General features: G+C 72.6%; 32 protein-coding genes. 17 read left to right on the top strand and 15 right to left on the bottom strand.

Annotation, left to right across the window (positions count from 1 at the left end; genetic code table 11):
• Nucleotides 1–14: 14 nt before the first annotated feature.
• Nucleotides 15–401 (bottom strand): YkvA family protein, encoded by a 387-nt coding sequence (locus tag BFV98_RS04475; RefSeq protein ID WP_013286305.1) that lies wholly within the window; start codon nt 399–401, stop codon nt 15–17.
• A gap of 129 nt (nt 402–530) precedes the next feature.
• Here BFV98_RS04475 and BFV98_RS04470 point away from each other — a divergent pair, with 129 nt between their 5' ends.
• Complete coding sequence (locus tag BFV98_RS04470; RefSeq protein ID WP_013286306.1) at nt 531–1001, top strand: DUF1992 domain-containing protein; 471 nt, start codon at nt 531–533, stop codon at nt 999–1001.
• Between the two features lie 6 nt (nt 1002–1007).
• Here the strand turns inward: BFV98_RS04470 and BFV98_RS04465 are convergent, their stop codons facing one another.
• Together BFV98_RS04465 and BFV98_RS04460 are read right to left on the bottom strand one after the other, a co-directional pair.
• Nucleotides 1008–1574, bottom strand: coding sequence for a maleylpyruvate isomerase N-terminal domain-containing protein (locus BFV98_RS04465; RefSeq protein WP_071095030.1), 567 nt, complete (start codon nt 1572–1574; stop codon nt 1008–1010).
• On the bottom strand, nt 1571–2347 hold the full coding sequence (locus BFV98_RS04460) for a class I SAM-dependent methyltransferase (RefSeq protein ID WP_071095028.1): 777 nt from the start codon (nt 2345–2347) through the stop codon (nt 1571–1573). Before BFV98_RS04460 ends, BFV98_RS04465 begins: the two co-directional genes overlap by 4 nt.
• A 234-nt stretch (nt 2348–2581) precedes the next feature.
• On the opposite strand from BFV98_RS04460, the gene BFV98_RS04455 reads away from it, so the two are divergent.
• Complete coding sequence (locus tag BFV98_RS04455; RefSeq protein ID WP_030272281.1) at nt 2582–3541, top strand: TerC family protein; 960 nt, start codon at nt 2582–2584, stop codon at nt 3539–3541.
• Between the two features lie 55 nt (nt 3542–3596).
• Complete coding sequence (locus BFV98_RS04450; protein ID WP_013286310.1) at nt 3597–4454, top strand: MBL fold metallo-hydrolase; 858 nt, start codon at nt 3597–3599, stop codon at nt 4452–4454.
• A gap of 32 nt (nt 4455–4486) precedes the next feature.
• On the opposite strand, the gene BFV98_RS04445 is transcribed toward BFV98_RS04450, so the two are convergent.
• Entirely contained in the window at nt 4487–5209 is a 723-nt protein-coding gene (locus BFV98_RS04445) for a hypothetical protein (protein ID WP_255367999.1), read from the bottom strand.
• 231 nt (nt 5210–5440) lie between these two features.
• Between BFV98_RS04445 and BFV98_RS04440 the strand changes: the two genes are divergently transcribed.
• Nucleotides 5441–6187 carry an SDR family oxidoreductase gene (locus BFV98_RS04440; RefSeq protein ID WP_071098748.1) on the top strand — a complete coding sequence of 249 codons (747 nt, stop codon included), beginning with the start codon at nt 5441–5443 and terminating at the stop codon, nt 6185–6187.
• On the opposite strand, the gene BFV98_RS04435 is transcribed toward BFV98_RS04440, so the two are convergent.
• Nucleotides 6167–6760 carry a TetR/AcrR family transcriptional regulator gene (locus BFV98_RS04435; RefSeq protein ID WP_071095024.1) on the bottom strand — a complete coding sequence of 198 codons (594 nt, stop codon included), beginning with the start codon at nt 6758–6760 and terminating at the stop codon, nt 6167–6169. The two genes, BFV98_RS04440 and BFV98_RS04435, sit on opposite strands and share 21 nt — an antisense overlap.
• Before the next feature lie 128 nt (nt 6761–6888).
• Between BFV98_RS04435 and BFV98_RS04430 the strand changes: the two genes are divergently transcribed.
• Nucleotides 6889–8061, top strand: coding sequence for a macrolide family glycosyltransferase (locus BFV98_RS04430; protein ID WP_071098746.1), 1173 nt, complete (start codon nt 6889–6891; stop codon nt 8059–8061).
• Between the two features lie 43 nt (nt 8062–8104).
• Here the strand turns inward: BFV98_RS04430 and BFV98_RS04425 are convergent, their stop codons facing one another.
• Nucleotides 8105–8641, bottom strand: a complete 537-nt coding sequence (locus BFV98_RS04425) for a DUF1062 domain-containing protein (protein WP_244879607.1) — start codon at nt 8639–8641, stop codon at nt 8105–8107.
• A gap of 333 nt (nt 8642–8974) precedes the next feature.
• Here BFV98_RS04425 and BFV98_RS04420 point away from each other — a divergent pair, with 333 nt between their 5' ends.
• Both BFV98_RS04420 and BFV98_RS04415 read left to right on the top strand, forming a co-directional pair.
• Complete coding sequence (locus BFV98_RS04420) at nt 8975–9592, top strand: TetR family transcriptional regulator (protein ID WP_071095022.1); 618 nt, start codon at nt 8975–8977, stop codon at nt 9590–9592.
• Between the two features lie 63 nt (nt 9593–9655).
• Nucleotides 9656–11227, top strand: coding sequence for an MDR family MFS transporter (locus BFV98_RS04415; protein WP_047894033.1), 1572 nt, complete (start codon nt 9656–9658; stop codon nt 11225–11227).
• 67 nt (nt 11228–11294) lie between these two features.
• Here the strand turns inward: BFV98_RS04415 and BFV98_RS04410 are convergent, their stop codons facing one another.
• The 3 genes from BFV98_RS04410 to BFV98_RS04400 all read right to left on the bottom strand — a co-directional run bounded on the left by BFV98_RS04410 (nt 11295) and on the right by BFV98_RS04400 (nt 14120).
• Nucleotides 11295–11603 (bottom strand): hypothetical protein, encoded by a 309-nt coding sequence (locus BFV98_RS04410; protein ID WP_013286318.1) that lies wholly within the window; start codon nt 11601–11603, stop codon nt 11295–11297.
• Between the two features lie 143 nt (nt 11604–11746).
• Complete coding sequence (locus BFV98_RS04405) at nt 11747–12565, bottom strand: TIGR04222 domain-containing membrane protein (RefSeq protein WP_071095020.1); 819 nt, start codon at nt 12563–12565, stop codon at nt 11747–11749.
• A gap of 13 nt (nt 12566–12578) precedes the next feature.
• A complete protein-coding gene (locus BFV98_RS04400; RefSeq protein ID WP_071095018.1) occupies nt 12579–14120 on the bottom strand; it encodes a glycosyltransferase family 39 protein in 1542 nt (513 codons plus the stop codon).
• 108 nt (nt 14121–14228) lie between these two features.
• Between BFV98_RS04400 and BFV98_RS04395 the strand changes: the two genes are divergently transcribed.
• The 6 genes from BFV98_RS04395 (at nt 14229) to BFV98_RS04370 (ending at nt 18116) form a co-directional block, all read left to right on the top strand.
• Complete coding sequence (locus BFV98_RS04395; RefSeq protein WP_071095016.1) at nt 14229–14717, top strand: GNAT family N-acetyltransferase; 489 nt, start codon at nt 14229–14231, stop codon at nt 14715–14717.
• A gap of 67 nt (nt 14718–14784) precedes the next feature.
• The gene (locus BFV98_RS04390) at nt 14785–15339 is read left to right on the top strand and encodes an isochorismatase family protein (protein ID WP_013286322.1); all 555 of its coding nucleotides are present in this window, start codon (nt 14785–14787) and stop codon (nt 15337–15339) included.
• A 132-nt stretch (nt 15340–15471) separates the two neighbouring features.
• A complete protein-coding gene (locus BFV98_RS04385) occupies nt 15472–15999 on the top strand; it encodes a DUF2087 domain-containing protein (protein WP_013286323.1) in 528 nt (175 codons plus the stop codon).
• Nucleotides 15996–16505, top strand: a complete 510-nt coding sequence (locus tag BFV98_RS04380) for a GNAT family N-acetyltransferase (protein WP_255367997.1) — start codon at nt 15996–15998, stop codon at nt 16503–16505. The genes BFV98_RS04385 and BFV98_RS04380 overlap by 4 nt, the downstream gene beginning before the upstream one ends.
• Before the next feature lie 74 nt (nt 16506–16579).
• Nucleotides 16580–17014 (top strand): Hsp20/alpha crystallin family protein, encoded by a 435-nt coding sequence (locus BFV98_RS04375; protein ID WP_013286325.1) that lies wholly within the window; start codon nt 16580–16582, stop codon nt 17012–17014.
• 112 nt (nt 17015–17126) lie between these two features.
• On the top strand, nt 17127–18116 hold the full coding sequence (locus BFV98_RS04370) for a tyrosine-type recombinase/integrase (RefSeq protein ID WP_013286326.1): 990 nt from the start codon (nt 17127–17129) through the stop codon (nt 18114–18116).
• A gap of 55 nt (nt 18117–18171) precedes the next feature.
• On the opposite strand, the gene BFV98_RS04365 is transcribed toward BFV98_RS04370, so the two are convergent.
• Nucleotides 18172–18543: a VOC family protein gene (locus BFV98_RS04365; RefSeq protein ID WP_013286327.1), complete on the bottom strand. Its 372-nt coding sequence runs from the start codon at nt 18541–18543 to the stop codon at nt 18172–18174.
• Between the two features lie 99 nt (nt 18544–18642).
• Between BFV98_RS04365 and BFV98_RS04360 the strand changes: the two genes are divergently transcribed.
• Entirely contained in the window at nt 18643–19101 is a 459-nt protein-coding gene (locus tag BFV98_RS04360; protein ID WP_013286328.1) for a hypothetical protein, read from the top strand.
• Nucleotides 19102–19104: 3 nt separating this feature from the next.
• On the opposite strand, the gene BFV98_RS04355 is transcribed toward BFV98_RS04360, so the two are convergent.
• The 3 genes from BFV98_RS04355 to BFV98_RS04345 form a co-directional block, all read right to left on the bottom strand.
• On the bottom strand, nt 19105–19791 hold the full coding sequence (locus BFV98_RS04355) for a thymidine kinase (protein WP_369830071.1): 687 nt from the start codon (nt 19789–19791) through the stop codon (nt 19105–19107).
• Nucleotides 19792–19885: 94 nt separating this feature from the next.
• Nucleotides 19886–21283, bottom strand: coding sequence for an MFS transporter (locus BFV98_RS04350; protein WP_013286330.1), 1398 nt, complete (start codon nt 21281–21283; stop codon nt 19886–19888).
• A gap of 20 nt (nt 21284–21303) precedes the next feature.
• Nucleotides 21304–22071, bottom strand: coding sequence for a glycerophosphodiester phosphodiesterase family protein (locus BFV98_RS04345; protein ID WP_071095013.1), 768 nt, complete (start codon nt 22069–22071; stop codon nt 21304–21306).
• A gap of 88 nt (nt 22072–22159) precedes the next feature.
• Between BFV98_RS04345 and BFV98_RS04340 the strand changes: the two genes are divergently transcribed.
• Nucleotides 22160–22609: a helix-turn-helix domain-containing protein gene (locus BFV98_RS04340; RefSeq protein WP_255367995.1), complete on the top strand. Its 450-nt coding sequence runs from the start codon at nt 22160–22162 to the stop codon at nt 22607–22609.
• Complete coding sequence (locus tag BFV98_RS04335) at nt 22602–22970, top strand: DUF4180 domain-containing protein (RefSeq protein WP_071095010.1); 369 nt, start codon at nt 22602–22604, stop codon at nt 22968–22970. Before BFV98_RS04340 ends, BFV98_RS04335 begins: the two co-directional genes overlap by 8 nt.
• A gap of 135 nt (nt 22971–23105) precedes the next feature.
• Here the strand turns inward: BFV98_RS04335 and BFV98_RS04330 are convergent, their stop codons facing one another.
• Nucleotides 23106–23756 carry a flavodoxin family protein gene (locus BFV98_RS04330; protein ID WP_071095008.1) on the bottom strand — a complete coding sequence of 217 codons (651 nt, stop codon included), beginning with the start codon at nt 23754–23756 and terminating at the stop codon, nt 23106–23108.
• Between the two features lie 64 nt (nt 23757–23820).
• A complete protein-coding gene (locus tag BFV98_RS04325; protein WP_013286335.1) occupies nt 23821–24591 on the bottom strand; it encodes a 1-acyl-sn-glycerol-3-phosphate acyltransferase in 771 nt (256 codons plus the stop codon).
• Nucleotides 24592–24766: 175 nt separating this feature from the next.
• Here BFV98_RS04325 and BFV98_RS04320 point away from each other — a divergent pair, with 175 nt between their 5' ends.
• A complete protein-coding gene (locus BFV98_RS04320; RefSeq protein ID WP_179945456.1) occupies nt 24767–26179 on the top strand; it encodes a cytochrome ubiquinol oxidase subunit I in 1413 nt (470 codons plus the stop codon).
• Nucleotides 26180–26186: the final 7 nt, after the last annotated feature.

Genomic DNA, 26186 nt, shown 5'->3' with positions numbered 1-26186 from the left:
GCCCGCCGCTGCTCTCACGGGCCGAGCAGGCGCAGCAGCAGCCGCGGCTCGCCCGGCCACGCGTCGAGCAGCACCTGCCGGGGCACCTGCCGGGCGGCGTAGCGCAACGCGAGCGCCACCACCACGATGTCGTCCAGCGGGCCGATCACCGGCAGGAACTCCGGGATCAGGTCGATCGGGCTGGCCACCCAGATTCCGGCGACCACGATCGCGACGCGGGCACGGCGGGGCACCCGCGGATCGCGGCGAAGCCGTCGTACCGCTGTCACGCAGTCGGGCACGAACGCGGCCAGATCGCGCAGGATCCCCGGCGGCAGGCGCCGGGCCAGCAGTACCAGGACCGCCCAGCTCACAATCAGGCAGGCCGCCGCCACCGCGAGTCCGATGAGCCAGTCGCGCACGCCGCCACCCCTTTCCCCGGGGGCACGCTACGCCGCAGTCCTGCCCGGCGCCCGGGAACAGCCCGGCCCCGCGCGACGCTGACCCTTGTCGGACGGCGGCGGATACCGTGGGTACGGGAGGTGACGGCGGTGACGACAGACTGGGAGGCCGCGGTCGAGGCGCAGATCCGCTCGGCCCAGGAGCGCGGCGAGTTCGACAACCTGCCGGGCGCCGGCAAGCCCATCCCGGGGCGTGACATGCCCTACGACGAGGGCTGGTGGATCCGCAGCTTCATGGAGCGCGAGCAGATCCCGTCCGACCTGCTGCTGCCCACCCCGCTCCAGTTGCGCCGCCGCATCGAACAGCTCCCGGCCGAGCTGCGCGACCTGCCCACCGAGGAGGCCGTCCGGTCGTACGTGGCGGCGCTCAACACCGAGGTGGTGGCCTGGCTGCGTACCCCGACCGGGCCACGCGTGGTGGTCCGCCCGGTGAACGTCGACGAGGCGGTGCGCCGCTGGCGCGCCGATCGGGAACGCGCCGCGCCGGGCGTCACGGCACCGGAGCCGCAGCGTGCCGCCTCGGCCCGCCCGCGCCGTCGCTGGCGCTGGTGGCGTCGCTGAGAGCGCTCAGGGAAGCGCCGCCTGCCAGGTCCACGCGGTACGCCGCGGCCGGTCGCCGAGCGGCGCGCGGCCGGTCAGCCACAGCAGCACCGGCACCGGGTCGCCGCCCGGCGCGTCGGGGAACAACCGGCGCACCACCCGGGCACACGACTCGGCGGGTGGCGACCAGTCCAGGCCGAGCCCTCGGGTCAGGTCGTGCGTGTGCAGCAGGATCTCGGCCACGCCCATCGCGGCGAACCCGCCCGGATCGCAGGGGCCGAAGTGCCACGCCCGGTCGCCCGGGCTCGCCGCGTCGATGGTGGCGGCGAGCATCCCGGCCGCGGCCGCCGCGACAGTGAGCACCTCGGCGGGCGCGGCGTCGGCGCGTACCCGCAGGTCGAACGGGAGGTAGCCACCGTCGGGCCGGCCGGACACCTGACCGGCGTACGCGACCAGGTCGTGCGCGACGTGCGCCGCGGTGGTCCAGCAGGACCAGTCCAGGTCGCCCGCGCGTACCGTCCAGTCGCGGCCGGCGGCGGGCCGCAGCACGGCGGTCATCGCGGCGGCGGCGGACCGGACATCCGCGCCGTTCACCTGCGCCGCACCCGCAGTACGCAGGTGAGCATCGGGAGCGTGAACTCCCCGTCGGCCGTCTCCGGCCGGCTCGCCAGGTAGGCGCGGATGCGGTCGAGTGCCTCCGTGCGTTCCCGTTCCGGCATGACCAGCATCCCGGCCCGGGTGGCGAGCGTCGCCACGAGCGAGTCGGCGGTACGGCGCTGCCCGTGCGGGAACTCCGCCTGCTCGGGCGAGCCGAACCGGGCCTCGCCCGTCTTCGGCAGGTGCATGGTCGCCGTCGCGGCGCGCCAGCTCGCGGGCGTGTCCCGGGGGCCGATGGCGGCGCTTCCGCTGACCGCCGCGAGCCCCGCGACCCAGTCGACCCGGTCGTCCACGACGTTCCACAGTCCGGCCAGGACTCCGCCGGGCGCGAGGACCCGGGCGATCTCCGGCCCGGCCACGGCCATGTCGAACCAGTGCATGGCATTGCCGGCAACGACGGCGTCGACGGAGGAGTCCGGCAGGGGGATCGCCTCGGCGCTGCCCGCGAGCGCACGTACGTCCGGCAGTGTGCGGCGGAGTTCGGCGAGCATCGCCGGGTCCGGCTCCACGGCCGTGACGTCGTCGCTCACCTCGGCCAGGGTGGCGGTGAGCTTGCCGGTGCCCGCGCCGAGGTCGAGCACCCGCACGCCGGGCGCGGGTTCGAGGGCCCATCGCAGGGCGGCGTGCGCATAGTCCGGGCGGTGTTCGGCGTACGCGGTGGCCGCCGCGCCGAACGACGACGAGTGCCGGCGTCGTACGTCTTCGTCCATCCGGTCACCCTATCGACGGCCGGCTCCCCCTTGACGCACGAACTGTGCTTCGTGAATAATCAATCGTAGTTCGAGGGGGAGTACCCGACGATCCACGCACCGCCGTCAGTACGGGCCCGGCCCATCCGGATCCCGGCGGTGCAGCCACCGCTACGGGTGGCCCGGGGAGACCTTCGTCCAGCAGCGCCGGAACACCTCGGGTGTGCCGGCCCCGGGCGAAAGGTCCCCTTCGTCATGTCCGTGTCCTGGTGGATCTGGGCCGTACTGATGCTGGCGATCGCGGCGATGCTCGCCGTCGATCTGTTCCTGCACCGCGACAACCACGTCATCGGCTTCCGTGAGGCAGCGGTCTGGTCCGGCATCTGGATCGCCGCCGGCCTGCTCTTCGGTGTCGTCCTCTGGGCCTGGCAGGGCGGTGACGTGGCCGGCACCTACTACGCCGGCTACCTGATCGAGAAGGCGCTGTCGATCGACAACGTCTTCGTCTTCGCGCTGATCTTCACCTACTTCGCCGTGCCGGCCGCGTTCCAGCACAAGGTGCTGTTCTGGGGTGTCATCGGCGCCCTGGTCTTCCGGCTGGTCTTCATCTTCGTCGGCGCCGAGCTGCTCGAGACGTTCTTCTGGACCGCGTACGTGTTCGGCGCGTTCCTCGTCTACACCGGATACAAGATGGCGTTCCGCCACGACGAGCAGACCCCGCCGGACCGCAACCCCGTCGTCCGGCTGGTCCGCAAGGTCATGCCGACCGACCCGGCCTATCACGGCGACAGGTTCTTCACCCGGGTCGACGGCAAGCGGGTGGCGACTCTGCTGTTCGTGGTCCTGATCGCGGTCGAGGCCACCGATCTGATCTTCGCCGTCGACAGTGTCGCCGCGATCCTGGCCATCACCACCAGCACGTTCATCGTCTGGACCGCCAACGCCTTCGCCATCCTCGGCCTGCGCAGCCTCTACTTCTGCCTCGCGGGGCTGCTGCGCCGCTTCGTGCACCTGCACTACGGCCTGGCCGTCCTGCTCGCCTTCGCGGGCGTCAAGTTGATCCTCTCGGAGACGCCGGTCGGCAAGCTGCCCATCCCGGTCACCCTCGGCGTGATCGTGGTGACGATCGCGGTGTCGATCGGGTGGAGCCTGCGCAGCACCCGGGGCGCCGGGGCGCTCGACGGCGCCGACTCCCCGGCGAGTTCGGCGCGCTGATCCTCCGCCTCCGCGGTACCGCCGCTGGAGCCCATGGGCGCACTACCATCTGCGCATGGGCTCCAGCGGGGCGTCTGTCGAAGCCGTCTTCTTCGGCACCACGACCGTCTACCTGTCCGACGGGACGTCCGGCATCCTGATCGACGGCTTCCTGAGCAGGCCCTCACTGCTCCGCGTCGCACTGGGCCGCGTCGCCCCCGACCTCGGGCGGATCACCCGCGCTCTCTCCCGAGCCGGCGTCACCCTTCTCGACGCCCTCTTCGTCTCCCACTCCCACTACGACCACGCCATGGATGCCCCCGAGGTCGTCAAGCATCTCGGGGGACGGCTGTTCGGCTCCGCGTCGACTCTCAACATGGGACGCGGCGCGGGTCTCGCCGAGGAGTCGATGACGTGCATCGCGGACGGCGACGAGCACAGGATCGGCGCGTTCACCGTGCGCGTGCTCGCCGGCGTCCACAGCCCGGACAACAGGTTTCCGGGCACGATCGAGGAGCCGCTGGTCCCGCCGGTACGGGCGAGCAGTTACCGCGACGGCGGGTGCTTGTCCTTCCTCATCACCCACCCCGGCGGCTCACTGCTGATCCATCCGAGTGCCAACTTCGTGCCGGGCAAGTTCGACGGACTCGACGTCGACGTCCTCTACCTCGCGATCGGCGCCCTGGGGGTTCAGCCGCAGCGGTTCCAGAGCGACTACTGGCGGCACGTGGTGGAAGCGACGCGGCCCGGCCTCATCGTGCCGATCCACTGGGACAACTTCTTCGTGTCGCTGGACCGCAGGCTGCGCCCGCTGCCGGCAATCTTCGACAGGTTCGCCGTGACGAAGGCGTTCCTCGACCGTAAGAGTGAGGAGACCCGGATCCCCGTGCGGTTCCCCGAGCCCTTCGAGGTGATCAGGCCGTTCGCGAGGTAGGGCGCGCGGCCGTTGTGCTCACCGGCGGGGCGTCAGCGGAACCGGTCGACCGTGACGGGAACCATCCCCTGCCGGCGCACCTGCGTCGTCAGACCGTGCAGCAGCACACCGGCCGCTTCGTCGCGTTCCCCGAGAAGGTCGCAGGTCACGTCCAGTGCCCAGGCGGCACCTGCGGCGACCCGGCGCAGATCCCAGCGGAAGGCGTCGCCGGAGACCTGACGGCGTACCGCGCCCAGGATGCGCGTCTCGGGATCCGCCGGGTCGCCGGTGATCGGCATCTGCCAGGCCTCGCTGAGTGCCGCGAGACCGTCCGGGCTCAACTCGCCGGCGAACAGGATCCGGTAGACGCGCGTCTCGCGGAACCCTGGCCGGGGCCCGGAGTCGTTCAACCGCAAGGGGGACGGCGGCGGAGCCGGAGGGGTGCCGAAGCACTCCCGCAGCGCGCCTTCGTCCGGCAGATCCTCACCGCAGAGGTCCCGATAGAGCGCCGCCGCCGCGGACCGGCCGACGGGCGTCACCCGCTTGCGCAACGCGGCGTCCACGCGTAGGCACCGGCTGGTGGCCGACGCCTCGTGCCAGCGGCCCTCGGGACGAGTCCAGCCACCGCTCACCAGCCCGGCGGAGGAGTGGTCCGCCGCGAGCAGGAACTCCTCGACCAACAGCCCTTCCGGCGCGCCGACACCGTCGTACACCACGTAGTAGTGCAGCGCGGGAGGCAAGCCGGCCATCTGTCGCGCGAGGAAAGTCTTCGTCACACGTGGATTGTCGAGCAGTGCGGGAGCTGCCACCGTCCGGCTCGCCGAGGACTTCGCCGACGCTAATTACCGGATTACCGGTAACATCAATTGCCTAATACGAACGGTCAAATGGGTCAAATAGGTGGTGCACCATAATGACAGTTATGTGCGCGCACGCGATGCGGGAGCGCCTCGGCCCGTTTCGCCGACTACGGTGAGGCGGACGCATCCGAGAGGAGGCCGATGGCGATGCGGATCGCGGTTGCGGGAGCGACGGGCCGGATCGGGGCACTGACCGTCGCCGTGTTGGAGCGGCAGGGCCACGACGTCGTGCGCATCAGCCGCTCGGTGGGCGTGGATCTGACGACGGGCACCGGGCTGGACGAGGCGCTCGCCGGCGTGGAGGCGGTCGTCGACACGACGAACGTGGCGGCAGGCGATCGTTCCGAGACGGTGGCGTACCTCGGCGGCCTCACGCGCAACCTGCTGGCGGCCGAGCGACGCGCCGGCGTACGGCACCACGTGCTGCTGTCGATCGTCGGCATCCACCGGGTCGACGACAACGCCCACTACGCGGGCAAGCGGGAACAGGAGCGACTGGTCGAAGGCGGGCCGGTGCCGTGGACGATCGTCCCGGCCACCCAGTTCCACGACTTCGCCGCCATGGTCACCGGCTGGACCGAACGCGACGGCGTCGCCACCGTCGCACCGCTGCTGGTGCAGCCGATCGCACCCCGGGACGTCGCCGACATCCTCGCCGAGGTCGCCGTCGGCGAACCGCAGGGACACCACGCCGACATCGCCGGACCCGCGACGGAGGATCTCGTCGACATGGCCCGGCGCACCCACGAGGCGCGGGGCCGCCGGATCCGGCTTGTTCCGACGTGGTCGGGCGTGTTCGGCACCTCGATGTCCGGCAACGTGCTGCTGCCGGGCGACGGCGCACGCATCGCGCCGACCAGCTTCGACGACTGGCTAGCCGCGGGCGCTCGTTGACGGGGTGACGGCGGCGACGACCAGGTCGACGATGCCGTCGGCGTAGTCGTCGGTCAGCGGGCCGTTGCGCAGCAGCCAGCGGTGGTAGAGCGGACCGAACAGCAACTCCACCACCTGGTCCAGGGGAGCGTCGGGGCGTACCTGGCCGGCCTCGCGGGCGGCCTCCAGGCGTACGCGGACGGCGTTCAGCTGGGGGCGGAGCAGCCGGTCGCGCGCCTGGTCGGCCAGCTCCTCGTCGGCGAGAGTCTCGATGGTGACGGCACGGGTGGTCGCGGACAGCCGCGGATCGGCGAACTCGGCGACAGTGGCCCGGAGCACCTCACGGAGATCGGTCCGCAGGTCACCGGTGTCGGGCAGGGCGATGACCTCCGGCATGTCGTCGGCGAGCGCGTCCAGGATGACCGCGCCCTTGCCGCGCCACCAGCGGTAGATGGTCTGCTTGCCGACTCCGGCGCGGGCGGCGATCGCCTCGACGGTCAGGGCCGGATAGCCGGTCTCGGCCAGCAGCTCCAGCGCGGCGGCGAGGATCGCGCGGCGGGACTGCTCGTTGCGGCGGGTGGGCTGCGGAGTCACAGCGACAGCCTACAGCGAGACGAGACGTACCGTCTTGACGGGTGCGGTCGCCTCGTGCTTTTCTTTGGCACACGAGACGGGACGTCTCGTCTCAGTGGAGATCAGGAGATCACTTGCCGCACATCGCCATGGTCAGCATTCCGTTCCACGGCCACGTCAACCCGAGCCTGGAGATCATCAGTACCCTCGTGCGGCGCGGCCACCGGGTCACCTACGCCAACGATCCCGCCTTCGCCGAGGTCGTCCGGGCCACCGGCGCGGAGCTGAAGCCGTACGCCTCGACGCTGCCCGCCGACGGCGGCGCCGGCATCGACGACCCGATCGCGCAGCTCACGCTCTTCCTCGACGACGCCGTCGCCATGCTGCCGCAGCTACGGACCGCCTACGCCGACGACCGGCCGGACCTGTTCCTCTACGACATCGCCGGCGCGCCGGCGCGGCTGCTCGGCGAGCAGTGGGGGATTCCGGCCGTCCAGCTGTCCTCGACGTTCGTCGCCTGGGACGGCTACGAGCAGGAGATGGCACCCGCCGTGGAGGCGATGCGGGCAGATCCGCGCGGCGCCGACTACTACCAGCGGTTCACGGCGTGGCTGACCGCTGAGGGTTCGTCGGTCACCGACAGCATGGCGTTCCAGGGGCGGCCGGTGCGCAGCCTCGTCCTGCCGCCGGAGGCGCTCCAGCCGAACGCCGACCGCGTGGACCGGTCGGTCTACAGCTTCGTCGGCCCGGTCCTGGGCGACCGCTCCGACCAGGGCTCCTGGGTACGACCGGAGCGCGCAGACAAGGTGCTGCTCGTCTCGCTCGGCTCCGCCTTCACCCGGCAGCCCGAGTTCTACCGCCGTTGCATCGCCGCGTTCGGTGACCTGCCCGGCTGGCACACGGTTCTCCAGATCGGCAAGCACGTCGATCCCGCCGAGCTCGGCCCCGTTCCGGACAGCGTCGAGGTGCACCGGTGGGTGCCGCAGCTGGCCGTACTGGATCAGGCGGACGCCTTCGTCACCCATGCCGGCATGGGCGGCAGCAGCGAAGGTCTCTACTGCGGGACGCCGATGATCGCCGTACCGCAGGCGGCCGACCAGTTCGCGAACGCCGAGCAGCTGGCATCCCTCGGCGTCGCCCGGGTCGTCGACTCGGCCACCGTCACCGCCGCGGAGCTGCGCGAGACGCTGCTCGCCCTCACCGCGGACCCCGCCGTGGTGGCGCGTAGTGCCGAGCTGAAGCGGCAGGCCCGCGCCGCCGGCGGCGCCGACCGGGCCGCCGATCTGATCGAGGCCGAGCTCGCCACGGCGAGCGGCGGGTGATGCGTGGTCGCGGCGGCCGGGTGCCGCCGCGACCACGCCCCGGTCAGTCCTCCGCCAGCACGGTGAAGGTGAAGGCGGTGCTCGTCGGACGCTTCAGCGGGATGTCGCACTTGACCCGGCGCAGCACCTCGGACCGGGTGAGGCCGAACCGGCGAGCGATGAGCCGGTCCGGGCGTACCGGCACCGGATCATCGAAGGTGACGTCCACCTGGACCGGCCACCGGTCCAGCGGCACCGTGGGCGCGTCCAGCGTCCACGCGTCCGTCCAGTCCAGGGTGAAGCGGCAGCGCCGGGCGAACGCCGGATCCAGCAGTGTGGCCGCCACCAGGGCGGGATCGTTGACGTGGTGGCCGTGCAGCTCGGCGGGATCGAACGAGCTGACGGTCGCCCGCTCGCGGACGGTGAGCTTGACGGTGCGGTCGCAGGACACGCACCGGACGAGCAGCCACACGTCCAGCAGCTTGCCGTTGGCGTTGACGCGGAACCGGCCCTTGGCGGCGGTGGCCGACTCCGCCCGGCAGACGGCGCAGCGCAGCGACAGCAGCGGAAGGCGGGTCCGGCGTACGACCCAGGGCAGCACGATATGCGGTTGGGATGACATGGAGACCTGATCTCTGAAGACCTGACGCGAGGCCGATCACGCGCGGCCTCGGACGCTGTGGCCGGGCGCGCGAGGGCAGCCCGGGGAGCCGGCGCGCAACGGCCGGCTACAGGCGTGGGGAACGTGTCAGGTTCTAGAGAGCAGGAGGGGTCACGCGGAGTCGTCCTTCTTCGCTGCGACAGGAGTGCGGGAAACGTACGGGACGTCCGGAACCGCTCTCAACCCGTTTTCCGGCGCCGGTGCGGTGCGGCGCCCGTCACTTCACTCACTAAAAGTTTGCACTGTCTGCAAGATCGCTCGTAGTGTCGTCGCGTGACCCCGGATCAGAGCCGCCCCGGCCTGCGTGACCGCAAGAAGCGCCAGACCCGCGCCGCCCTCAGCGCCGCCGCGCTGCGCCTGGTCGCCGAACGCGGCCTGGACCAGGTGACGGTGGAGGAGATCAGCGAGGCCGCCGAGGTGTCGGCCCGCACCTTCTTCAACTACTTCCCCAGCAAGGACGAGGCGCTGCTCGGCGACCAGCCGACCGACCGCGAGGTGCTTGCCGCGCGCATCGTCGCCGCCCCGCCGGAGCTGTCCGCGTTCGACGCGCTGCGGCTGGCCTTCGACGACGTGGTCGAGGCCGTCGAGGCCGACCGCGAGGTGTGGCTGCTGCGGCTGCGGGTGATCGCGGCGAACCCGTCGCTTCTTCCGCGTTTGATCAGCGGCAACGCCGAGACCGAGCAGGTGATCGTCGCGGCGGTGGCCGCCCGGCTGGGCGTCGACCCGTGCCACGGGCACCCGACGCTCGTCACCACTGTCGCCGGCGCGGTCTTCCGCACGGCCCTCATGCAGTGGGTTGAGCGACCCGACACGACGACGCTGCGCGAACTGACCGCCGAGGCGTTCGCCGCCGTCGCCGCCGGCCTGCCCGATCCGTACGCCTCGGCCTGAGCCGTTCCTACCGGCCGCCGCCGTCCGCGCGGCCGCTCGCCCGTGCACACGACAAGGAGTTCGATGACCACCGCCACTGTTCCGCCCGCCGAGACGGGTACGCGGATGTCACGCCGGGAGGTCCTCCAGGCGTTGTCCGGCCTGATGGTCGGCATGTTCGTGGCGATCCTCGCCTCGACGGTGGTGGCGAACGCGCTGCCCCGGATCATCGCCGACCTCGACGGCAGCCAGACCGTCTACACCTGGATCGTCACCAGCGAGCTTCTCGCGATGACCGCGACGGTGCCGCTGTGGGGCAAGATGGCCGACCTCTACAGCAAGAAGCTGCTCATCCAGCTGTCCCTCGGCCTGTTCGTGGCCGGTTCGCTCGTCGCCGGGTTCACCCCGAACGTCGAGGTGCTGCTGCTCAGCCGGGTCATCCAGGGCATCGGCGCGGGCGGCATGACAGCGCTCGCCACGATCGTCATGGCGGCCATGATCCCGCCGCGTGAGCTGGGCCGGTACGCCGGCATCTTCGGCGCCGTGTTCGGTGTCGGCACCATCGCCGGCCCGCTGATCGGCGGCGTCCTGGTCGACACGTCCTGGCTCGGCTGGCGCTGGTGCTTCCTGATCGGTGTGCCGTTCAGCCTGCTGTCCATCGCCCTGCTGCAGAAGACGCTGCACCTGCCGGTGGTGCGCCGCAAGGTCCGCATCGACTGGCTCGGCGCCCTCCTGATCACCTCGGGCGTGTCCACGCTGCTGATCTGGTCGTCGCTGGCGGGCAACAAGTTCGACTGGGCGTCCGGCTGGACCGCGCTGCTGGTCGGCGGCGGGCTGGCGCTGCTCGCGCTCGCCGTGTTCGTCGAGTCCCGCACCGAGGAGCCGATCATCCCGCTCGGCATCTTCCGTAACCGCACCGTCAGTCTCACCACGATCGCGAGCATCCTCGTGGGCGTGGCGATGTTCGGCGGCACCGTGTTCCTGTCGCAGTACTTCCAGACCTCGCTGGGCAAGTCGCCGACCGCGGCCGGCCTGATGAGCCTGCCGATGGTCCTCGGCCTGCTGGTCTCCTCGACGGTGGCGGGTCAGCTGATCACCAAGTACGGCCGCTGGAAGATGTTCCTGGTCGCCGGCGCCGCGGTGATGACGGTCGGCATGCTGCTGCTGAGCACCATCGACGCGAAGACGAGCGTGCCGGTGCTGTCGGTGTACATGGCGGTGCTGGGTGTCGGCGTGGGCATGCTCCTGCAGAACCTGGTGCTGGCCGCGCAGAACGACGTGCCGGCCGCCGAACTCGGCGCGGCCACCTCGGTGCTGACGTTCTTCCGCAGCATGGGCGGCGCGGTCGGCGTGAGCGCGCTCGGCGCGGTCCTGGCGAACCGGGTGACCTCGCTGACCGTGGAGCGGCTGGGGCCGATCGCGGCCGGCGGCGGTTCGGCCGAGGTGCCGGACCTGTCCGCCCTGCCGGAGCCGGTGCTGCGGATCGTGCAGGACGTCTACGGCATCGCCACGTCGGAGATGTTCCTCATCGGCGCGCCGTTCGCGCTGCTCGCCCTGATCGTCGTGCTGTTCATCAAGGAGAAGCCGCTGAACACGCTCAGCGGCGACGAGCGCCGGGCCCGCGAGGAGGCGGCTGCCGCCGCCGGCATGCACTGACCGCGTCCGGTCGAGCGTGGAGGACCGCCCCCGGGAACACCGGGGGCGGCCCTTTCCTCGCGTACGGTCAGCGTTCGGTGCGGTCGTTGATCTCCGTGCCGGACTCGCCGGGCATGGCGCCGATCGACTCCTCGGCGGCCCGGCCGCCGGTGCTCTCGTCGCCCTGCTTCAGCGAGCTGCGGGGCAGCCCCGCGAGGTGGGCCGGGTCCTCGATCGGCTGGGGCGGCCACTGGTCCTGCGTACCGTCGGTCACCCCGGCGCGGCGCAGCGCCTCGACCAGTTGGTCCGGCGACAGGCGGTCGACCTCCTGTATCCCGGCCCCGCGCGCAATCGCCTGCAGTGTCTTCAGGTCTTCGCTCACGAATGTCTCGGCCATGCCCGAGCCTTCCCGGCGCTCAAGACAAGGAAACCCGGCCTGCGCCCCGGCCTGCCTGCCCTCCGTCGATCATGACGTTGTGCCGGGCAAACCGGACACGGAACGCCGTCAACCTCATGATCGACCCGAAATGAGAGGTCTGGTCAGCGGCGGGCGGGTTTGCGGTCGGGGCGCGGGCGGTCCCGTTCCGGGTCGACGCCCACCTGCACGGCGAACGCCGGGTCCACGGCGAGCAGCGGCCGGGGGCCGAACAGGGCCATCCCGGTCAGCAGCGTGTCGGTGTCCCGGCCCTGCCAGACCGGGCGGCGCTCCGGGTCCAGGTCGGCGTGCTCGCGGCGCAGCCGCCGCAGCAACCGGCGGGCGGCGGCGCCGGTCTCCGGCACCTCGGTCAGCCACCAGCCACCCAGCGCGGTGGCCAGACAGCACAGCAGCAGCCCGGCGACCGAGGCCGGACCGCCCGCCGAGCGCCCCTCGACCGCGCTGTCCACCAGCCGGGTCAGTCCGACCGCGGCGACCGCGAACAGCGGCACCGTGCCCAGCGCGATCCGCCGCCGCTGCCCGGGGGTGAGCAGCCAACCGTCGCGGACCAGCCGCCCGACCGTACGGCGCAGCGCCCGGCCCACTGCGGGATCGGCGAGCACCGCCGCCCAGGTCTGCGGGCGGCGCAGCGCGGTGTGCAGGGCGCGCACCAGCGCGGGCGAACCGGCCGGGGGCGGCCCCTGCGCGTGCAGGGTGGCGAGTTCGCCGACGTCGACCCCGCCCGCGCGGCGCAGCGCGGCCACCCCGACCTGGCAGGCCAGCAGCGCCCGGTCGGTCAGGTACGCCATCTCGACCCGGTCGGGTGTCGCACCGCGGGTACGGCGGCCGGTCAGTTCGCGTACCGCCACGGCGATCACGACTGCCACGGCGACCGCGCCGAGGTAGTCGAGGAGGAAGATCGGCCCGCTGACTCCCCAGAGCATGGCGGCAAGTATCTCAGGAGCCGTGGCGTACCTCGGTGTCCCAGATCTGTGACCACGGACGCCGCAGGCCCCGGGCGAGGAAGATCGGCTCGCCGTTCTCGTCGTTGTCGACGTCGGCCCGCTGGTCGACCCGGCCCACCTCGGTGACCTCGGTGAACCAGGCACGCAGCGGCTCCGGCCGGGACCAGCCGACGACGATCACCACGTCGGCGTCGTCGGGCGGCCGGCCGAACGTGGCCATGCTGTTGTGCCCGGAGTACGCGCGGGGCAGGCCCCGGGCCGGACCGTAGCGGGCCAGCGCCCCGGCCTCGCCGTAGTTACCGGTCAGCACCACGGCCCGGTCGCGCTCGGCCGGCGGCAGCGCGCGGTGCACGGCGGCCACCGAGTCGGCGAACTCGGGCCAGCCGATGGTCTCGCCCGCGTCGTAGTTGACAGCGACCACGAACCCGGGCAGCCGGTCGGCCGGCAGCGTGGGCAGCAGCAGCACCGCGCTGCTCGCCGCCATCAGCACGGCGGCTGTGACCAGCAGCGCCTGCCGGCCCCGGGCCGCGCCCCGCCGCGCCCACGCGACGACCGGCACCACCCCGGCGGCGGTGAGCACCAGCAGCAGCGGCGCGTCGTAGTAGCCCTTGCCACCGGCCACCACCACGATCGCGACCACCACCAGCCACGCCCAGGCCAGCGACCGGTACGCCGCCCAGGACGGCCGGCGCAGCAGCGCCACCAGCCCGGCTACCCACACCGGGACCGCGAACGGGCTGATGATCAGGAACTGGAGCACCACCGCGTCGATCCGGCCGCTGTAGGAGCTGTCGCCCTCGGCGATCGACGCGGCGACGTCGAGCTGCGGGAAGCCGTGCGCGGCCTGCCACACCGCGTACGGCACGGCGAGCAGCGCGGCGATTCCCGCACCGGCGAGCACCCACCGGTCCCGCAGCAGCCGGCGCGGCCCGGCGATCAGCAGACCCGCGACCAGGCCCACGCCGAGCAGCGCGGGCAGCGGCTTGTTGAGCAGGCCGACGCCGAGCGCGAGCCCGGCGCCGAGCGCCCACCGGGTGTCGCCGGTGCGCAGCATCCGCACCACGCACAGCGCGGCGGCCAGCCACACCAGCAGGTCGACGCTCGTGGTGCTGAGCAGGTGACCGCCGGCCAGCACGATGCCCGAGGCGGCGGCGAGCACCGCCGCGGCCGTCTGGGCGACGCGGCCGGCGCCGAACTGCCGGGCGATCGCGGCGACCAGGACCACCGCCGCGCCGCCGAGGAACGCCGACGGGGTACGCAGCACCACCAGGTTGCCCGGCGCGATCGTGTCGGCCAGCCGCGCCAGGGCCGGCACGAGAGGCCCCTGGTCGACGTAGCCCCAGTCGAGCTGCCGGCCGCACAGCAGGAAGTACAGCTCGTCGCGGTGGTAGCCGTAGCGGCCGGCCAGCGACAGCAGCACGACGGTGAGGACCGTGCCCACCACCAGTGGCGCGGCGGTACGCGGACCGGCGGGCGGCGGGCCACCGGATGCGGCGGCCTCGCTCCGATCGATGTCGGCGACTGATTCGGCCACCCGTCCATGATGGCCCCGGCGGGTGGTCCGCCGATGCCCCGCCGCCCTCGGCCGGGTGGACGGAAACCGGTGGCCGGACGGCCGGGGCGGCGGCTAGCGTGCGCGCCGATGCTGATTCGTGACTACACCGACGCCGACTGGGCCCAGGTCCGGCCGATCCTCGCCGAGGTCATCACCGCCGCCGACACGTTCCCGTACGACCCGCGGTGGCCGCCGGAGACAGTGCGCGAGGTGTGGGTGGAGCGCCCGCCGGGGCGTAACTCGGTCGCGGTGGACCGCGACGGCGCGGTGCGCGGCACCGCGAAGATGGGCCCGAACCGGCCCGGGCCGGGGTCGCACGTGGCGACGGCGAGCTTCATGGTCGCGGCGGACGCCCGGGGCCGGGGTGTGGGCCGGGCGCTGTGCGAGGAGGCGCTGGACTGGGCCCGGCGGCAGGGTTTCGCCGCGATGCAGTTCAACGCCGTGGTGGAGACCAACACGGCGGCGGTGGAGCTGTACCGTCAGCTCGGCTTCACGGTGATCGGCACCGTGCCGGAGGCGTTCGCGCACCCGGAGCGGGGACGGGTCGGGCTGCACGTGATGCACCGGCGGCTGTGAGCGCGGCCCGGGAGTGTCGGGGGCCGGGGCTAGGTTGACCGGGACCGTCACCACCCGAGGAGTCGCCATGACCACGCTCACCGGCCGTCCGCACACCGCGTTGCTCGTCGTCGACGTGCAGAACGGTGTGGTGGGCGGCGCCCACGACCGTGACCGCGTGGTCGCCACCATCGCCGGTCTGGTCGACCGTGCCCGCGACGCCGCCGTCCCGGTGGTGTGGGTGCAGCACCGCAGCGACGACCTGCCGCCCGACAGTGAGCAGTGGCGGATCGTGCCGGAGCTGTCGCGCCGCGACGACGAGCCGCTCGTGCACAAGGCGTACGGCGACTCCTTCGAGGACACCGACCTGGAGCCGGTGCTCGCCGCCGCCGGGGTGGGCCGGCTGGTCGTGACCGGCGCGCAGACCGACGCGTGCATCAGGTCGACGCTGCACGGGGCGTTCACCCGCGGCTACGACGCCACGCTCGTCGCCGACGCGCACACCACCGAGGACCTGTCCGCCTACGGCGCGCCGCCGCCCGCGCAGGTGATCGCCCACACCAACCTCTACTGGAGTTTTCAGACCGCTCCGGGGCGCACCGCCGGCACCGTCGAGGCCGCCGAGGTGGACTTCGCGGCCTGACCTGCCGGGACGCACCGGTCGCGCCGGTCGGTGTCGGGGACCGGCCGGGCCGCCGTCCGCCGTGGCGACCCGGGGAGCGGCGGCCGGAAAACGCCTCGCCGGATCCGGCGGGTTGCTGACAGGCTGCCCGCCATGACCGCTCAAGCCCTCGCCGGGGCGCTCGCCGACGAGCGCCGCCGGACCGTGTTCGCCGCGATCGTGCTCGGCGCCCGGGACGTGCCGGCCGTGGTGGCCCGTACCGGCCTGCCCGCCCGCGACGCCGCAGTGGCCGTCCGCCGTCTCACCGACGCCGGGGTGCTCACCGACGACGGGGACGGGCTGCGGGTCGACGCCGGGCGGCTGCGCGAGTTCGCGCGGGCCGGTGCGGCATCCCCGGCGGCGCCGGCCGCGAACCCGCGCGAGACGATCCTGCGCACGTTCCTGCGCGACGGCGCGCTGACCCGGCTGCCCGCGCAGCGGGGGCGCCGCCGCGTGCTGCTGGAGCACATCACCGAACGCACCTTCGAACCCGGGCGGCGCTACCCGGAACGGGAGGTGGACGACGCGCTGCGCCGCTGGTGCGAGGGCGGCGACGCCGACCACGTGACGCTGCGCCGCTACCTGATCGACGACATGCTGCTCACCCGCGAGCAGGGCGTCTACTGGCGGACCGGCCCGTGACGGGCTGGAGCACGCAGGTCGTGCGCCCGGACGGGCCGGACGCGGCGCTGATGCTGCGCGAGTACATGGCGGAGATGGTGCGCCGCTGGTACGGCCGTCCGGAGCGGCCCGGCGAGGTGGACGCCGCGCTGGCCGAGGACCCGAGCGACGACCTGGCCCCTCCCACCGGGCTGCTGGTGCTCGCCCGCCACGACGGCCGGCTCGCCGGGTGCGCCGGGCTGAGGTGGCAGCCGGGATGGGCCGAGCTGACCCGGGTGTACGTGCGCCCGGAGCACCGGGGCGCCGGGGGCGGGGCGGCGCTGATCGCCGCGATCGAGGTGTACGCGACCGGGGGCGGGGCGACGCGGATCCGGCTGGACACCCGCTCGGACCTGGTCGAGGCACGGGCCCTGTACGCCCGGCACGGCTACCGGGAGATCCCCGCGTTCACCAGCGGCCCGTACGCCCAGCACTGGTTCGAGAAGGCGCTCGCGGGACGAGTTGACGACGCGGCGCAGGCGCGCTAAAACAGAACCAGGAACTTGAGTCACCCGGACTCAACTTGAGACCTTGGGTCAGGAGAACCGAGGAGGCAAGAGTCATGTTGATGCGTACCGACCCGTTCCGCGAGATCGACCGGATCGCCGAGCAGTTCTTCGGCACCACCGCCCGGCCCGCCGTGATGCACCTCGACGCGTACCGCGACGGTGACCACTTCTACGCGGCGTTCGACCTGCCCGGCGTGGACCCGGACAGCATCGACTGCACCGTCGAGCGCAACGTGCTGACCGTCCGCGCCGAGCGGCGCCGTCCCACCGGCGAGAACGTGGAGCTGGTCGCCGCCGAGCGTCCGATGGGCACGTTCACCCGGCAGCTGTTCCTGGGCGACACGCTCGACACCGACCGGCTGGAGGCCGGCTACGACAACGGCGTGCTGACGCTGCGCATCCCGATCGCCGAGCGCGCCAAGCCGCGCCGGATCACTGTGAGCACGCCCGCCGAGAGCAACGGCCACCGTCAGCTCACCACCGCCTGAGCACGTCACGCCCGAAGCGGGGGAGGCCGGAGCGCCGGCCGACCCCCTTCGGCGTACCGGCGGTCAGCGCGCCTCGTCGCCAAACACCCCGCCGGCTGAGAACCTTTCTCACATGCTTCGCCCCGAGGTGCTGCCCCGCGCCCGCCCCGCCGCCCTGCCCGCCGGCCCGGCCGACGTCACCGAGGCGTGGCTGCGCAACCGGCGGCTGTCCGAGCACACCCGCGACGCGTACCGCCGCGACGTCACCGGCTGGCTGACCTGGTGCGCCGAGCAGGCAGTCGACCCGCTGCGGGCCACCTTCCTCGACGTCAACACCTACGGCCGGGAACTGGAGTCCACACCCCGCGGCCGCGCCGGCCGTCCGCTCACCCCGGCCACCGTCGCGCGGCGGCTGTCCGCGCTGTCGAGCTGGTACGACTTCCTGGTCAAGCTGGGCGCGGTGCCCGCCAACCCGGTGTCGGCGGCGGACCGGCCGCGCGTCGACCGGGACCACTCCGCCACCGTCGGCCTGACCCCCGACGAGGTCGACGCGCTGATCGCCGCCGCCGAGGCCGACACCGGCCCGGCCGCCGCCCGCAACCGGGCCGCCGTCGCGCTGCTTGCCGACCTGGGGCTGCGGGTGGGGGAACTGGTCGCGCTGGACGTGTCCGACCTGGGCACGGAACGCGGTCACCGCAGCATCCGCTTCGTCGGCAAGGGCGGCAAGGTACGCCGGCGCGCGCTCACCCCGGGCACCGCGTACGCGGTCGACGCCTACCTGGCCGTACGGGCCGCCGCGCAGGGTGTCACGGTGCCGGAGCTGACCGGTCCGCTGCTGGTCACCGCCACCGGCGGCCGGTTGGACCGGCACGCCGTGTTCCGGCTGGTGCGCCGCCTCGCGCAGCGGGCCGGGATCGCCGCGTGGGCGAAGTTGTCGCCGCACTCGCTGCGTCACGCGTTCGCCACCACGGCCCGCTCCGAGGGGGTGCCGCTGGAGGACGTGCAGGACGCGATGGGGCACGCCGATCCGCGTACCACCCGCCGCTACGACCGGGACCGGCACAACCTGGACCGAGATCCGGCGTACGCGATCTGGGCGGCGCGGGCCCGCCGCCGCGGCTGATCGCCACCAGCCGCGCAGCGGGCCGCGGAGCACTGCGGCCCGCTGCGCCGACCGGTCAGCCCTGGGGGCGGGGGCAGAGGCAGAACGGCTGCCCGATCGGGTCGAGCAGCACGGTCCACCGCTCGCCGCCGGGCTGGAACTCGGGCCGGGTCGCGCCGGCCGCCACCAGGTCCTTCTCCGCGACCGCCACGTCGTCGACGTAGAGGTCCAGGTGGTAACGCTTGTCGCCGCTCTCGTCCGGCCACGCCGGCGGCGTGTAGCCGGGCACCAGGCCGAACCCGATCGCCGGGCCGTCCTTGACGATCATGGCGTACTCGGCCTCGCTGTGGGTTATCTCCCATCCCAGCGCCTTGGCGTAGAAGGCGGCGTGCGCGGCCGGGTCGGAGCTGTCGATACTGATCATGGCGATGTCGGCATGAGCTGTCATGCGGACAGTCTGCCGCCGATGCCCGCCGTTTGCTGTCCGGTACGAGCGCGCGTCGCAACCGGCTGCGCGTCACCGTCCGGTTGCCTACCGTCGACAGTGATGGGCAGGCAGCGGGAGTGGCACCACACGGCCCGGCGTCGCCGCCCGCTACGCGCGGGCGTGCTGATCGCCGGTCTCGGCGTGGGCACCTGCCTGATCGGGGTGGCCGGGCTGGCGGCGTGGAACGCGCAGGTGGTGTTCCAGGCCGACGGGCCGGTGCGGGAGACCGCCGACGGGTTCTTCCGCGACGTCGCGGCCGGTGACACCGACGCGGCGTACGAGCGGCTGTGCGCCGAGGCCCGGGGCAGGTGGAGCAAGTCGGGCTTCGGCAGTTGGGTTCGGACGCCTCCGCAGGTCAGCGGCTACGAGATCGTCGACGTGTCGGTGGCGACCCGATCGGGCCGGCCGCGCGGCACGGTGCTCGTGCGGATCAACCGGGACGGCGGCGGCAGCGAGGAGCGGGAGCTGCCTGTGGTGCCGGAGGGCGGCGGCTGGCGGGTGTGCGGAGACCCGTTCTGACGCTCAGCCGCGCGGGCCGAGGTCCCCGGAGCGGTAGTGGCGCCGGCACAGCACCTGATAGCGCACGTCGGCGGTGTCCACGGTGTCGCCGATGACGACCTGCGCGCCCTCGCGGACCACCCGGCCGCCGACCACGCGGGCGTTGAGCAGCCCTTCCCGGCCGCACCAGCACAGCACCTCGACCTGGATGCGGGCCACCTCGTCGGCCAGTTCGAACAGCCGCTGCGCCGCGGGGAACAGGCAGGAGCGGAAGTCGGTCGCCAGGCCGAAGGCGTAGACGTCGACGTCGAACCGGTCGACCAGCTCGGCCATCTGCTCGATGTGTTCGAGGTTGTAGAACGAGGCCTCGTCGCAGATCAGGTAGTCCACGCGTACCCCCTCGGCCCACGCGTCGCGGACCAGGACGCGCAGGTCGAGGTCGTCGGTGACCTCGACGGCCTCGTGGGCCAGGCCGATGCGGGTGGTGACCTGCGGGCCCAGCGAGCGGTCGATGCGGGTGGTGACCAGGCCGCGGCGGCCCTGCCGGGCGTGGTTGTGGTTCATCTGCAACGCCATGGTGGACTTGCCGCAGTCCATCGGCCCCCAGAAGAACTTGAGCGCGGCGGCGTGCAGCGGCCGGCCGTCGACGCCGCGGGCGGCGGCGCAGCCGGCGGCCCGGTCGTCGCCGGGCCCCGGCAGGGGGCGGGCCAGGCAGGTGGGGGCGGCGTCGTCGGTCACGTCGGGGCAGCCTAGTCCATCGACGCCGCCTGATCAGGCCCCCGATGATCCACGGGGGCGCGGCGGGTCAGAGCACCCGGGGCGGGGTGTTCCCGGCGGCGATGATGGCCCGGCGCATCGGCACGGCGGCCAGCAGCGCGAAGCCGACCACGAAGAAGATCAGCAGCGACACCAGGCCCACCCGGTACGACGAGGTCAGCTGGAAGACCAGGCCGAACGCCAGCGGGCCGAGCCAGCTGGTGCCCTTGTCGCTGATCTCGTAGAAGCCGTAGTACTCGCCCTCCTTGCCGGCCGGGATGAGCTGGCTGAACAGCGACCGGCTCAGCGCCTGGCTGCCGCCGAGCACCAGGCCGATGCAGCCGCCGAGGATCATGAACGGCACGGGCGCCTCGGCCGGCAGCCGGAACGCGGCGATGATCACACCGGTCCAGAGCACCAGCGACAGCAGCACGGTCTTCCAGGCACCGATGCGTTTGGCGAGCGCGCCGAGGGCGAGCGCGCCGCCGAAGGCGAGGAACTGCACCAGCAGGATCGTCACGATCAGCGTGCTCTGCTCCAGCCGCAGTTCCTCGGTGCCGTACTGGCTGGCGAGGGTGATGACGGTCTGGATGCCGTCGTTGAAGACCAGGAACGCGAGCAGGAAGTACAGCGTCAGCGGGTACGTCTTGATCTCCCGCAGGGTGCGCCCGAGCTGCCGGAACCCGTCGGTGAGCACGTTGACGCCGCTGCCGCCCCGGCGGGCCGCCTCGGTCGGGTGTTCCCGCAGCCAGCGCAGCGGCACCAGGGTGAACGCGGCCCACCACACGCCTGCGGAAACGATCGACCAGCGGGCCAGGTCCAGCGTGCGCTGGGCGTTGCCCTCCTCGCTGAGCATGGTGACCGCGACCAGGTTCAGCGCGAGCAGCAGGCCGCCGCCGAGGTAGCCGATGGCCCAGCCGCGGCTGGAGATGCCGTCGCGCTCGTCGGGACCGCCGAGTTGCGGCAGGAACGAGTTGTAGACGACCACGGCGGCGCCGAAGGAGATGTTCGCGATCAGGAACAGCGCGCCGCCGAGCAGGTAGCGCTCGCCGGTGACGAACGCGAACGCGATTGTCGCGCCGGCGCCGGTGAACGCCGCGGCGGCGAGCAGCCGCTTCTTGTGCGCCGACCGGTCGGCGATCGCGCCGATCACCGGCAGCACGAACACGGTGAGGAAGACCGACAGCGAGATCAGGTACGGGTAGAACGATCCGGCGGCGACCTTGATGCCCAGCGGGTACACCGCGCCGTCGCAGCTGTCCGCGCCCAGCTCGCAACCGGCGGCGAGTTCGGTGACCGTGGTGAGGAACGGCCCGAGGAAGACCGTGATGACTGTGGTCTGGAACGCGGAGTTCGCCCAGTCGTAGAAGTACCAGCCGGTGCGCTCGCGGCGGGTGCTGCCCGGTCCGGCGGGGTCGGCGACGGCGGGGGTGACCGTATCGGCCATCGGGGGTCGTCCTCGGGGGCTCAGGCGGCCCAGTGGCCGCGACTGCGATAGACGTCACGGAGCACGCTGACGTGATCGGTCATGATGCCATCCACACCAAGATCAAGTAAGTGGTGCATCTGGGCGGGATCGTCGATCGTCCAGACGTGCACCTGCAACCCGATCCGGTGGCAGTACGCGAGGAACCGCCGGTCGGCCACCGGCACCCGCCCGAAGGCGACGGGCACCTGCGCGGCCACCACCGACGGGGGCAGCCGTAGCGGCCGTCCGTGCAGCGAGGCCAGCCGCAGCCGGGCCACGCCGCGCATGCCGAGGCTGGTGGCGACCTTCGGCCCGGCCAGCGTCCGCAGCCGGGCCAGCCGGGCGTCGCTGAACGAGGCGAGCAGCACCCGCCCGCCCGCGCGGACCCGGGTGACCGTGGCGACGGTAGGCGCCACGCCGCCGTCGGACTTCACGTCGATGTTGAACCGCACCTGAGGCCAGGCGCCGAGCACCTCGTCCAGGCGGGGCACCAGGGCGGCGCCGCCGACGCGTACCGAGGCCAGGTCGGCCCAGCGCAGATCCGCGATGCGACCCGGCTCGCCGGTGACCCGGCGCAGCGTCGGGTCATGGAAGACCACCGGTACGCCGTCGGCGGTGGCGTGCACGTCGGTCTCCACGTACCGGTAACCCAGGGCGACGGCACGGGCGAACGCGGCGGCGGTGTTCTCGTCGCCGTCGGCCGCGCCGCCGCGGTGGGCGAACGCCAGCGGCGCGGGCGCGTCGAGGTAGCCGTGACGGGGCTGCACGCGGGCAGTATGCCCGGCCCGGGTGGCGCAGACATGGCCGGGCGGTGAAATTACCTATCGTTCCCCATCATCGCTAAGATAGGGTGCGATGAGTAACGACATGTACTCGGTGGAGCAGGTCGCTGACCTGCTCGGCCTGCACGTGCGCACCGTGCGCGGCTACATCCGCTCCGGGCGGCTGCGGGCCACGCGGATCGGCAAGCAGTACCGGATCACCCGCGCGGACCTGGACGCGCTGACCGGCCGGCCGGCGCCGCCCTCGGCGCCGGGGGCGGAGGTGTCGAGCGTCGTGCGGCTCGACGGCGTCGACCGGGCCGCCGTCGACCGGCTCGCCACGCTGGTGCTGGCCGGTGTGAACACCCACCACGACCCGGACCGTCCGCTGCGCGTGCAGACGGTCCACGACGAGGAGCGGCACCGCATGACCATCATGATCCTGGGCGATCTCACCGCCACCGCCGACCTGCTGCGCCTGCTCGACGGGGTGCTCGACGGCGGCAACGGCCTGCTCGGCGGCGGGGAGCGCGGCCGTGGCTGACCTGATGCAGGAGCGCGCCGGCGAGCAGGTGCTGGTCTGCGACCCGGACGGCCCGCCGATCGCCACCGAGCGCGACGCGCTGGACCTGATCGGCGCGGCGTTCCTCGGCGCGACTGTGGTCGCGGTGCCGGCCGAGCGGCTCGACCCCGACTTCTTCACGCTCGGCACCCGCTTCGCCGGTGACGTGATGCAGAAGTTCGTCAACTACCGGCTGCGCCTGGCGATCGTCGGTGACATCTCCGTCCACCTGGAGCGCAGCGGCGCGTTGCGCGCGCTGGTGGCCGAGTCGAACCGGCACGACCAGGTGTGGTTCGTCCCGGACCTGGCCGCACTCGACGACCGGCTGCGCACCACCCCCTGACCCCGCCCTCGCCTCGCTGATCTTGCACTTGCGGCCCTCGTCGGGGGCGTTTGGCCGGGTTTGCCGGGGCACCAATTGCAAGATCGACGGCGGGGTAGCGGGCCGCGGCGTCGGGTGCGGGCAGGGGGCGACGGGTCAGGCGGACTGGCTGCTGGGGCCGGTGCCTGCGTCGCGGGTTCCGGGTGGCGGGTAGGGCCGGTCCGCGAGCAGCCGGGCCAGGTGGGCGCTGTTGAGCGCCAGCGCGGCGGTGGTGCGGCCGGTCGTGTCGGGTTTGGGGCGGGCGTCGACGTAGTCGGTCTTGTGCAGCGCCTCCCCGACCCAGTAGGTGGCCCCGGCGGCCGGGCAGGTGAACCCCACCTCGTTGAGGGCCTGCTGCACCTCGGCGATGGTGTGGTGCGCGCCGTCCTCGTTGCCGACCACGGCCACCCCGCCGACCTTGCCGTAGGTGCGCAGGCGGCCCTGGTCGTCGGTCTCGGACAGCTCGGCGTCCAACCGTTCGAGGACCATCTTGGTCACCGACGAGGGCTGACCGAGCCAGATCGGCGTGGCGATGATCAGGATCTGGGCGGCGAGCAGCTTGGCGCGGATGCCGGGCCAGCCGTCGCCGTCGCCCTCGTCGACGGAGACCCCGAAGCGCACGTCGTGGTCGACCACCCGGACGATCTCGCCGTCGACGCCCTGCTCGGCCAGCGCGTCGAGCACCTCCTGACCGAGCACCTGTGAACTGGACTTCGCCGGGGAGCGCTTCAGGGTGCAGTTGAGAACGAGTGCTCGGACAGCGGTCATGACCAGGTCCTCTCCACCTGAAGGGGCGCGAGGACTTGATACCCGCCACCGGCGCCGGGATGCGTCAGCCGGCGCGGTGGCGACGGTGGGCGCGGGCGGTGTCGACCGGCCGGCCCGGGTCGACGTGGCGCGGCCGGTCCGGCTCGTCGGGGCGCAGCGGCACCAGGTCGTCGGTGATCGCGTCGATGATCCGGTCGGTGGCCTGCCGGGCCGCGCCGGGGGAGCCCGACCGCAGGTCGTCCAGCGGCACCGGGGCGCCGAAGTGCACCCGGATGGCGGGCCGGCGGACGATCGCCCGGGCTGTCGCGCGCAGCATGCCCTTGGGCGCCCGGTAGGGGAGCACCTCGTGCGAGCCCCACTGGGCGACCGGGACCACGGCGGCGCCGCTGGCGAAGGCGAGCCGGGCGGCGCCGGTCTTGCCCCGCTCGGGCCACATGCCCGGGTCGAGCCCGATGCGTCCCTCCGGGTAGACCACCACCACCGAGCCGCCGGCCACGGCCTCGGCGGCGACCTCCAGTGACCGGTGCACCGCGGAGGTGCCCCGGTCGACGCGGATGTGCCCGGCGCGGCGCATCAGCGACCCGATCACCGGGGCGCGGAACAGACCGCCGGTGGCCATGATCCGGGGCGCGACGCGCCGGACCCGGCAGGCGGCGGCGAGCACCACCGGGTCGAACGGGCTGATGTGGTTGGCGGCCAGGACCAGCGGGCCGTGGCGCAGCGCGTCGGGCACGTCGCCGGTGACCTCCAGCCGGCCGACCAGCCCGACGACGGCGCGGGCGAGCGTCTGCGCGCTCCGCCACAGCAGCGGCGCGCGCCAGGGGGTGCTGTTCATCAGTGCTGGATGTTCCCACGTGCGGGCACGGGTCGGGGAGCCGGTGGGGGTCCTCCGGCAAGGTGATCAGGGTCATTGGTCCCGGGCCGGGTGGGGCCCTGCGGCCCTGCTGCTTTCGCTACGACGCCGAGTAGTATCTACTACGTCTCGTAGTATGCGCAGCTGGGGGTTTCAGGTGGACGCGTTGGACGTCGCCCGCTGGCAGTTCGGTGTCACCACCGTCTACCACTTCTTGTTCGTGCCGTTGACCATCGGCCTGTCCGTGCTGGTGGCGATCCTCCAGACCATGTGGCACCGCACCGGCAACGAGCGGTACCTCAAACTCACCAAGTTCTACGGCAAGCTCTTTCTGATCAACTTCGCGATGGGTGTGGTCACCGGCATCGTGCAGGAGTTCCAGTTCGGCATGAACTGGAGTGACTACTCCCGCTTCGTCGGTGACATCTTCGGCGCGCCGCTGGCCATCGAGGCCCTGGTGGCGTTCTTCCTGGAGTCCACGTTCATCGGCCTGTGGATCTTCGGCTGGGACCGGCTGCCCAAGCGCCTGCACCTGGCCGCGATCTGGGCCGCCGCGATCGGCACCAACCTGTCGGCGTACTTCATCCTCGCCGCCAACTCGTTCATGCAGAACCCGGTCGGGTTCCGGATCAACCCGGACAGTGGCCGGGCCGAGCTGACGGACTTCGTCGCCGTGCTCACCAACAAGGTCGCCCTGGTGACCTTCCCGCACACCCTGGCCGGCGCGTTCCTGGTCGCCGGGTCGCTGATGGTCACCGTCGGCCTGTGGCACGTGATGCGCAACCGCGACAGCGCCGACACCGGCGCATACCGCTTCGCCACCAAGCTCGGCTCCTGGGTCGTCCTGATCTCCTCGGCGCTGGTCATCCTCACCGGCGACATCCAGGGCAAGATCATGACCGAGGTGCAGCCGATGAAGATGGCCGCCGCCGAGGGCCTCTACACCACCGAGAGCCCCGCCTCGTTCTCCGTGTTCACCGTCGGCAGCCTCGACGGCAGCCGCGAGCTGTTCGCCGTCAAGATCCCGTACCTGCTGTCGTTCCTCGGCACCGGCGACCCCAACGGCACCGTGCAGGGCATCAACGACCTGCAGGCCCAGTACGCCAGCCAGTACGGCCCCGGCAACTACGCCCCGATCATCCCGGTCACCTACTGGAGCTTCCGCTTCATGATCGGCTTCGGGCTGGCCGCCGCCGCGATCGCGCTGCTGGTGCTGTGGAGCCAGCGCAAGGGCCGCACCCCGACCAGCAAGTGGCTGCTGCGGGCCGGCCTGGTCATGCCCGTGCTGCCGCTGCTGGCCAACTCCTTCGGCTGGATCTTCACCGAGATGGGCCGCCAGCCGTGGATCGTCTTCGGCGAGATGCTCACCCGCGACGGCGTGTCCCGCAGCGTCTCCCTGACCGAGGTGCTCACCTCGTTCACCGCGTTCACCCTCATCTACGCCGTCCTCGCGGTGGTCGAGTTCAAACTGCTGGTCCGCTACGCCCGCGCCGGCGTACCGGACGTCACCCCCCAGTCCGACGACGACGACACCGACGATGCCGAGCGCCCGCTGGCGTTCGCCTACTGACACCCCG

This window comes from Micromonospora sp. WMMB235, from assembly GCF_001855515.1.
Taxonomy (GTDB): Bacteria; Actinomycetota; Actinomycetes; order Mycobacteriales; family Micromonosporaceae; genus Micromonospora; species Micromonospora aurantiaca.
Note: the sequence above shows the minus strand (reverse complement) of the source record. Positions and strands in the feature narration are given on the sequence as shown.

Coding starts and splice junctions, on each gene's coding strand:
- BFV98_RS04460 (WP_071095028.1), bottom strand. CDS start 2,347: ATGGACGAAGACGTACGACGCCGGCACTCGTCGTCGTTCGGCGCGGCG.
- BFV98_RS04455 (WP_030272281.1), top strand. CDS start 2,582: ATGTCCGTGTCCTGGTGGATCTGGGCCGTACTGATGCTGGCGATCGCG.
- BFV98_RS04450 (WP_013286310.1), top strand. CDS start 3,597: ATGGGCTCCAGCGGGGCGTCTGTCGAAGCCGTCTTCTTCGGCACCACG.
- BFV98_RS04440 (WP_071098748.1), top strand. CDS start 5,441: ATGCGGATCGCGGTTGCGGGAGCGACGGGCCGGATCGGGGCACTGACC.
- BFV98_RS04430 (WP_071098746.1), top strand. CDS start 6,889: ATGGTCAGCATTCCGTTCCACGGCCACGTCAACCCGAGCCTGGAGATC.
- BFV98_RS04415 (WP_047894033.1), top strand. CDS start 9,656: ATGACCACCGCCACTGTTCCGCCCGCCGAGACGGGTACGCGGATGTCA.
- BFV98_RS04410 (WP_013286318.1), bottom strand. CDS start 11,603: ATGGCCGAGACATTCGTGAGCGAAGACCTGAAGACACTGCAGGCGATT.
- BFV98_RS04405 (WP_071095020.1), bottom strand. CDS start 12,565: ATGCTCTGGGGAGTCAGCGGGCCGATCTTCCTCCTCGACTACCTCGGC.
- BFV98_RS04395 (WP_071095016.1), top strand. CDS start 14,229: ATGCTGATTCGTGACTACACCGACGCCGACTGGGCCCAGGTCCGGCCG.
- BFV98_RS04390 (WP_013286322.1), top strand. CDS start 14,785: ATGACCACGCTCACCGGCCGTCCGCACACCGCGTTGCTCGTCGTCGAC.
- BFV98_RS04385 (WP_013286323.1), top strand. CDS start 15,472: ATGACCGCTCAAGCCCTCGCCGGGGCGCTCGCCGACGAGCGCCGCCGG.
- BFV98_RS04375 (WP_013286325.1), top strand. CDS start 16,580: ATGTTGATGCGTACCGACCCGTTCCGCGAGATCGACCGGATCGCCGAG.
- BFV98_RS04370 (WP_013286326.1), top strand. CDS start 17,127: ATGCTTCGCCCCGAGGTGCTGCCCCGCGCCCGCCCCGCCGCCCTGCCC.
- BFV98_RS04365 (WP_013286327.1), bottom strand. CDS start 18,543: ATGACAGCTCATGCCGACATCGCCATGATCAGTATCGACAGCTCCGAC.
- BFV98_RS04360 (WP_013286328.1), top strand. CDS start 18,643: ATGGGCAGGCAGCGGGAGTGGCACCACACGGCCCGGCGTCGCCGCCCG.
- BFV98_RS04350 (WP_013286330.1), bottom strand. CDS start 21,283: ATGGCCGATACGGTCACCCCCGCCGTCGCCGACCCCGCCGGACCGGGC.
- BFV98_RS04340 (WP_255367995.1), top strand. CDS start 22,160: ATGAGTAACGACATGTACTCGGTGGAGCAGGTCGCTGACCTGCTCGGC.
- BFV98_RS04330 (WP_071095008.1), bottom strand. CDS start 23,756: ATGACCGCTGTCCGAGCACTCGTTCTCAACTGCACCCTGAAGCGCTCC.
- BFV98_RS04325 (WP_013286335.1), bottom strand. CDS start 24,591: ATGAACAGCACCCCCTGGCGCGCGCCGCTGCTGTGGCGGAGCGCGCAG.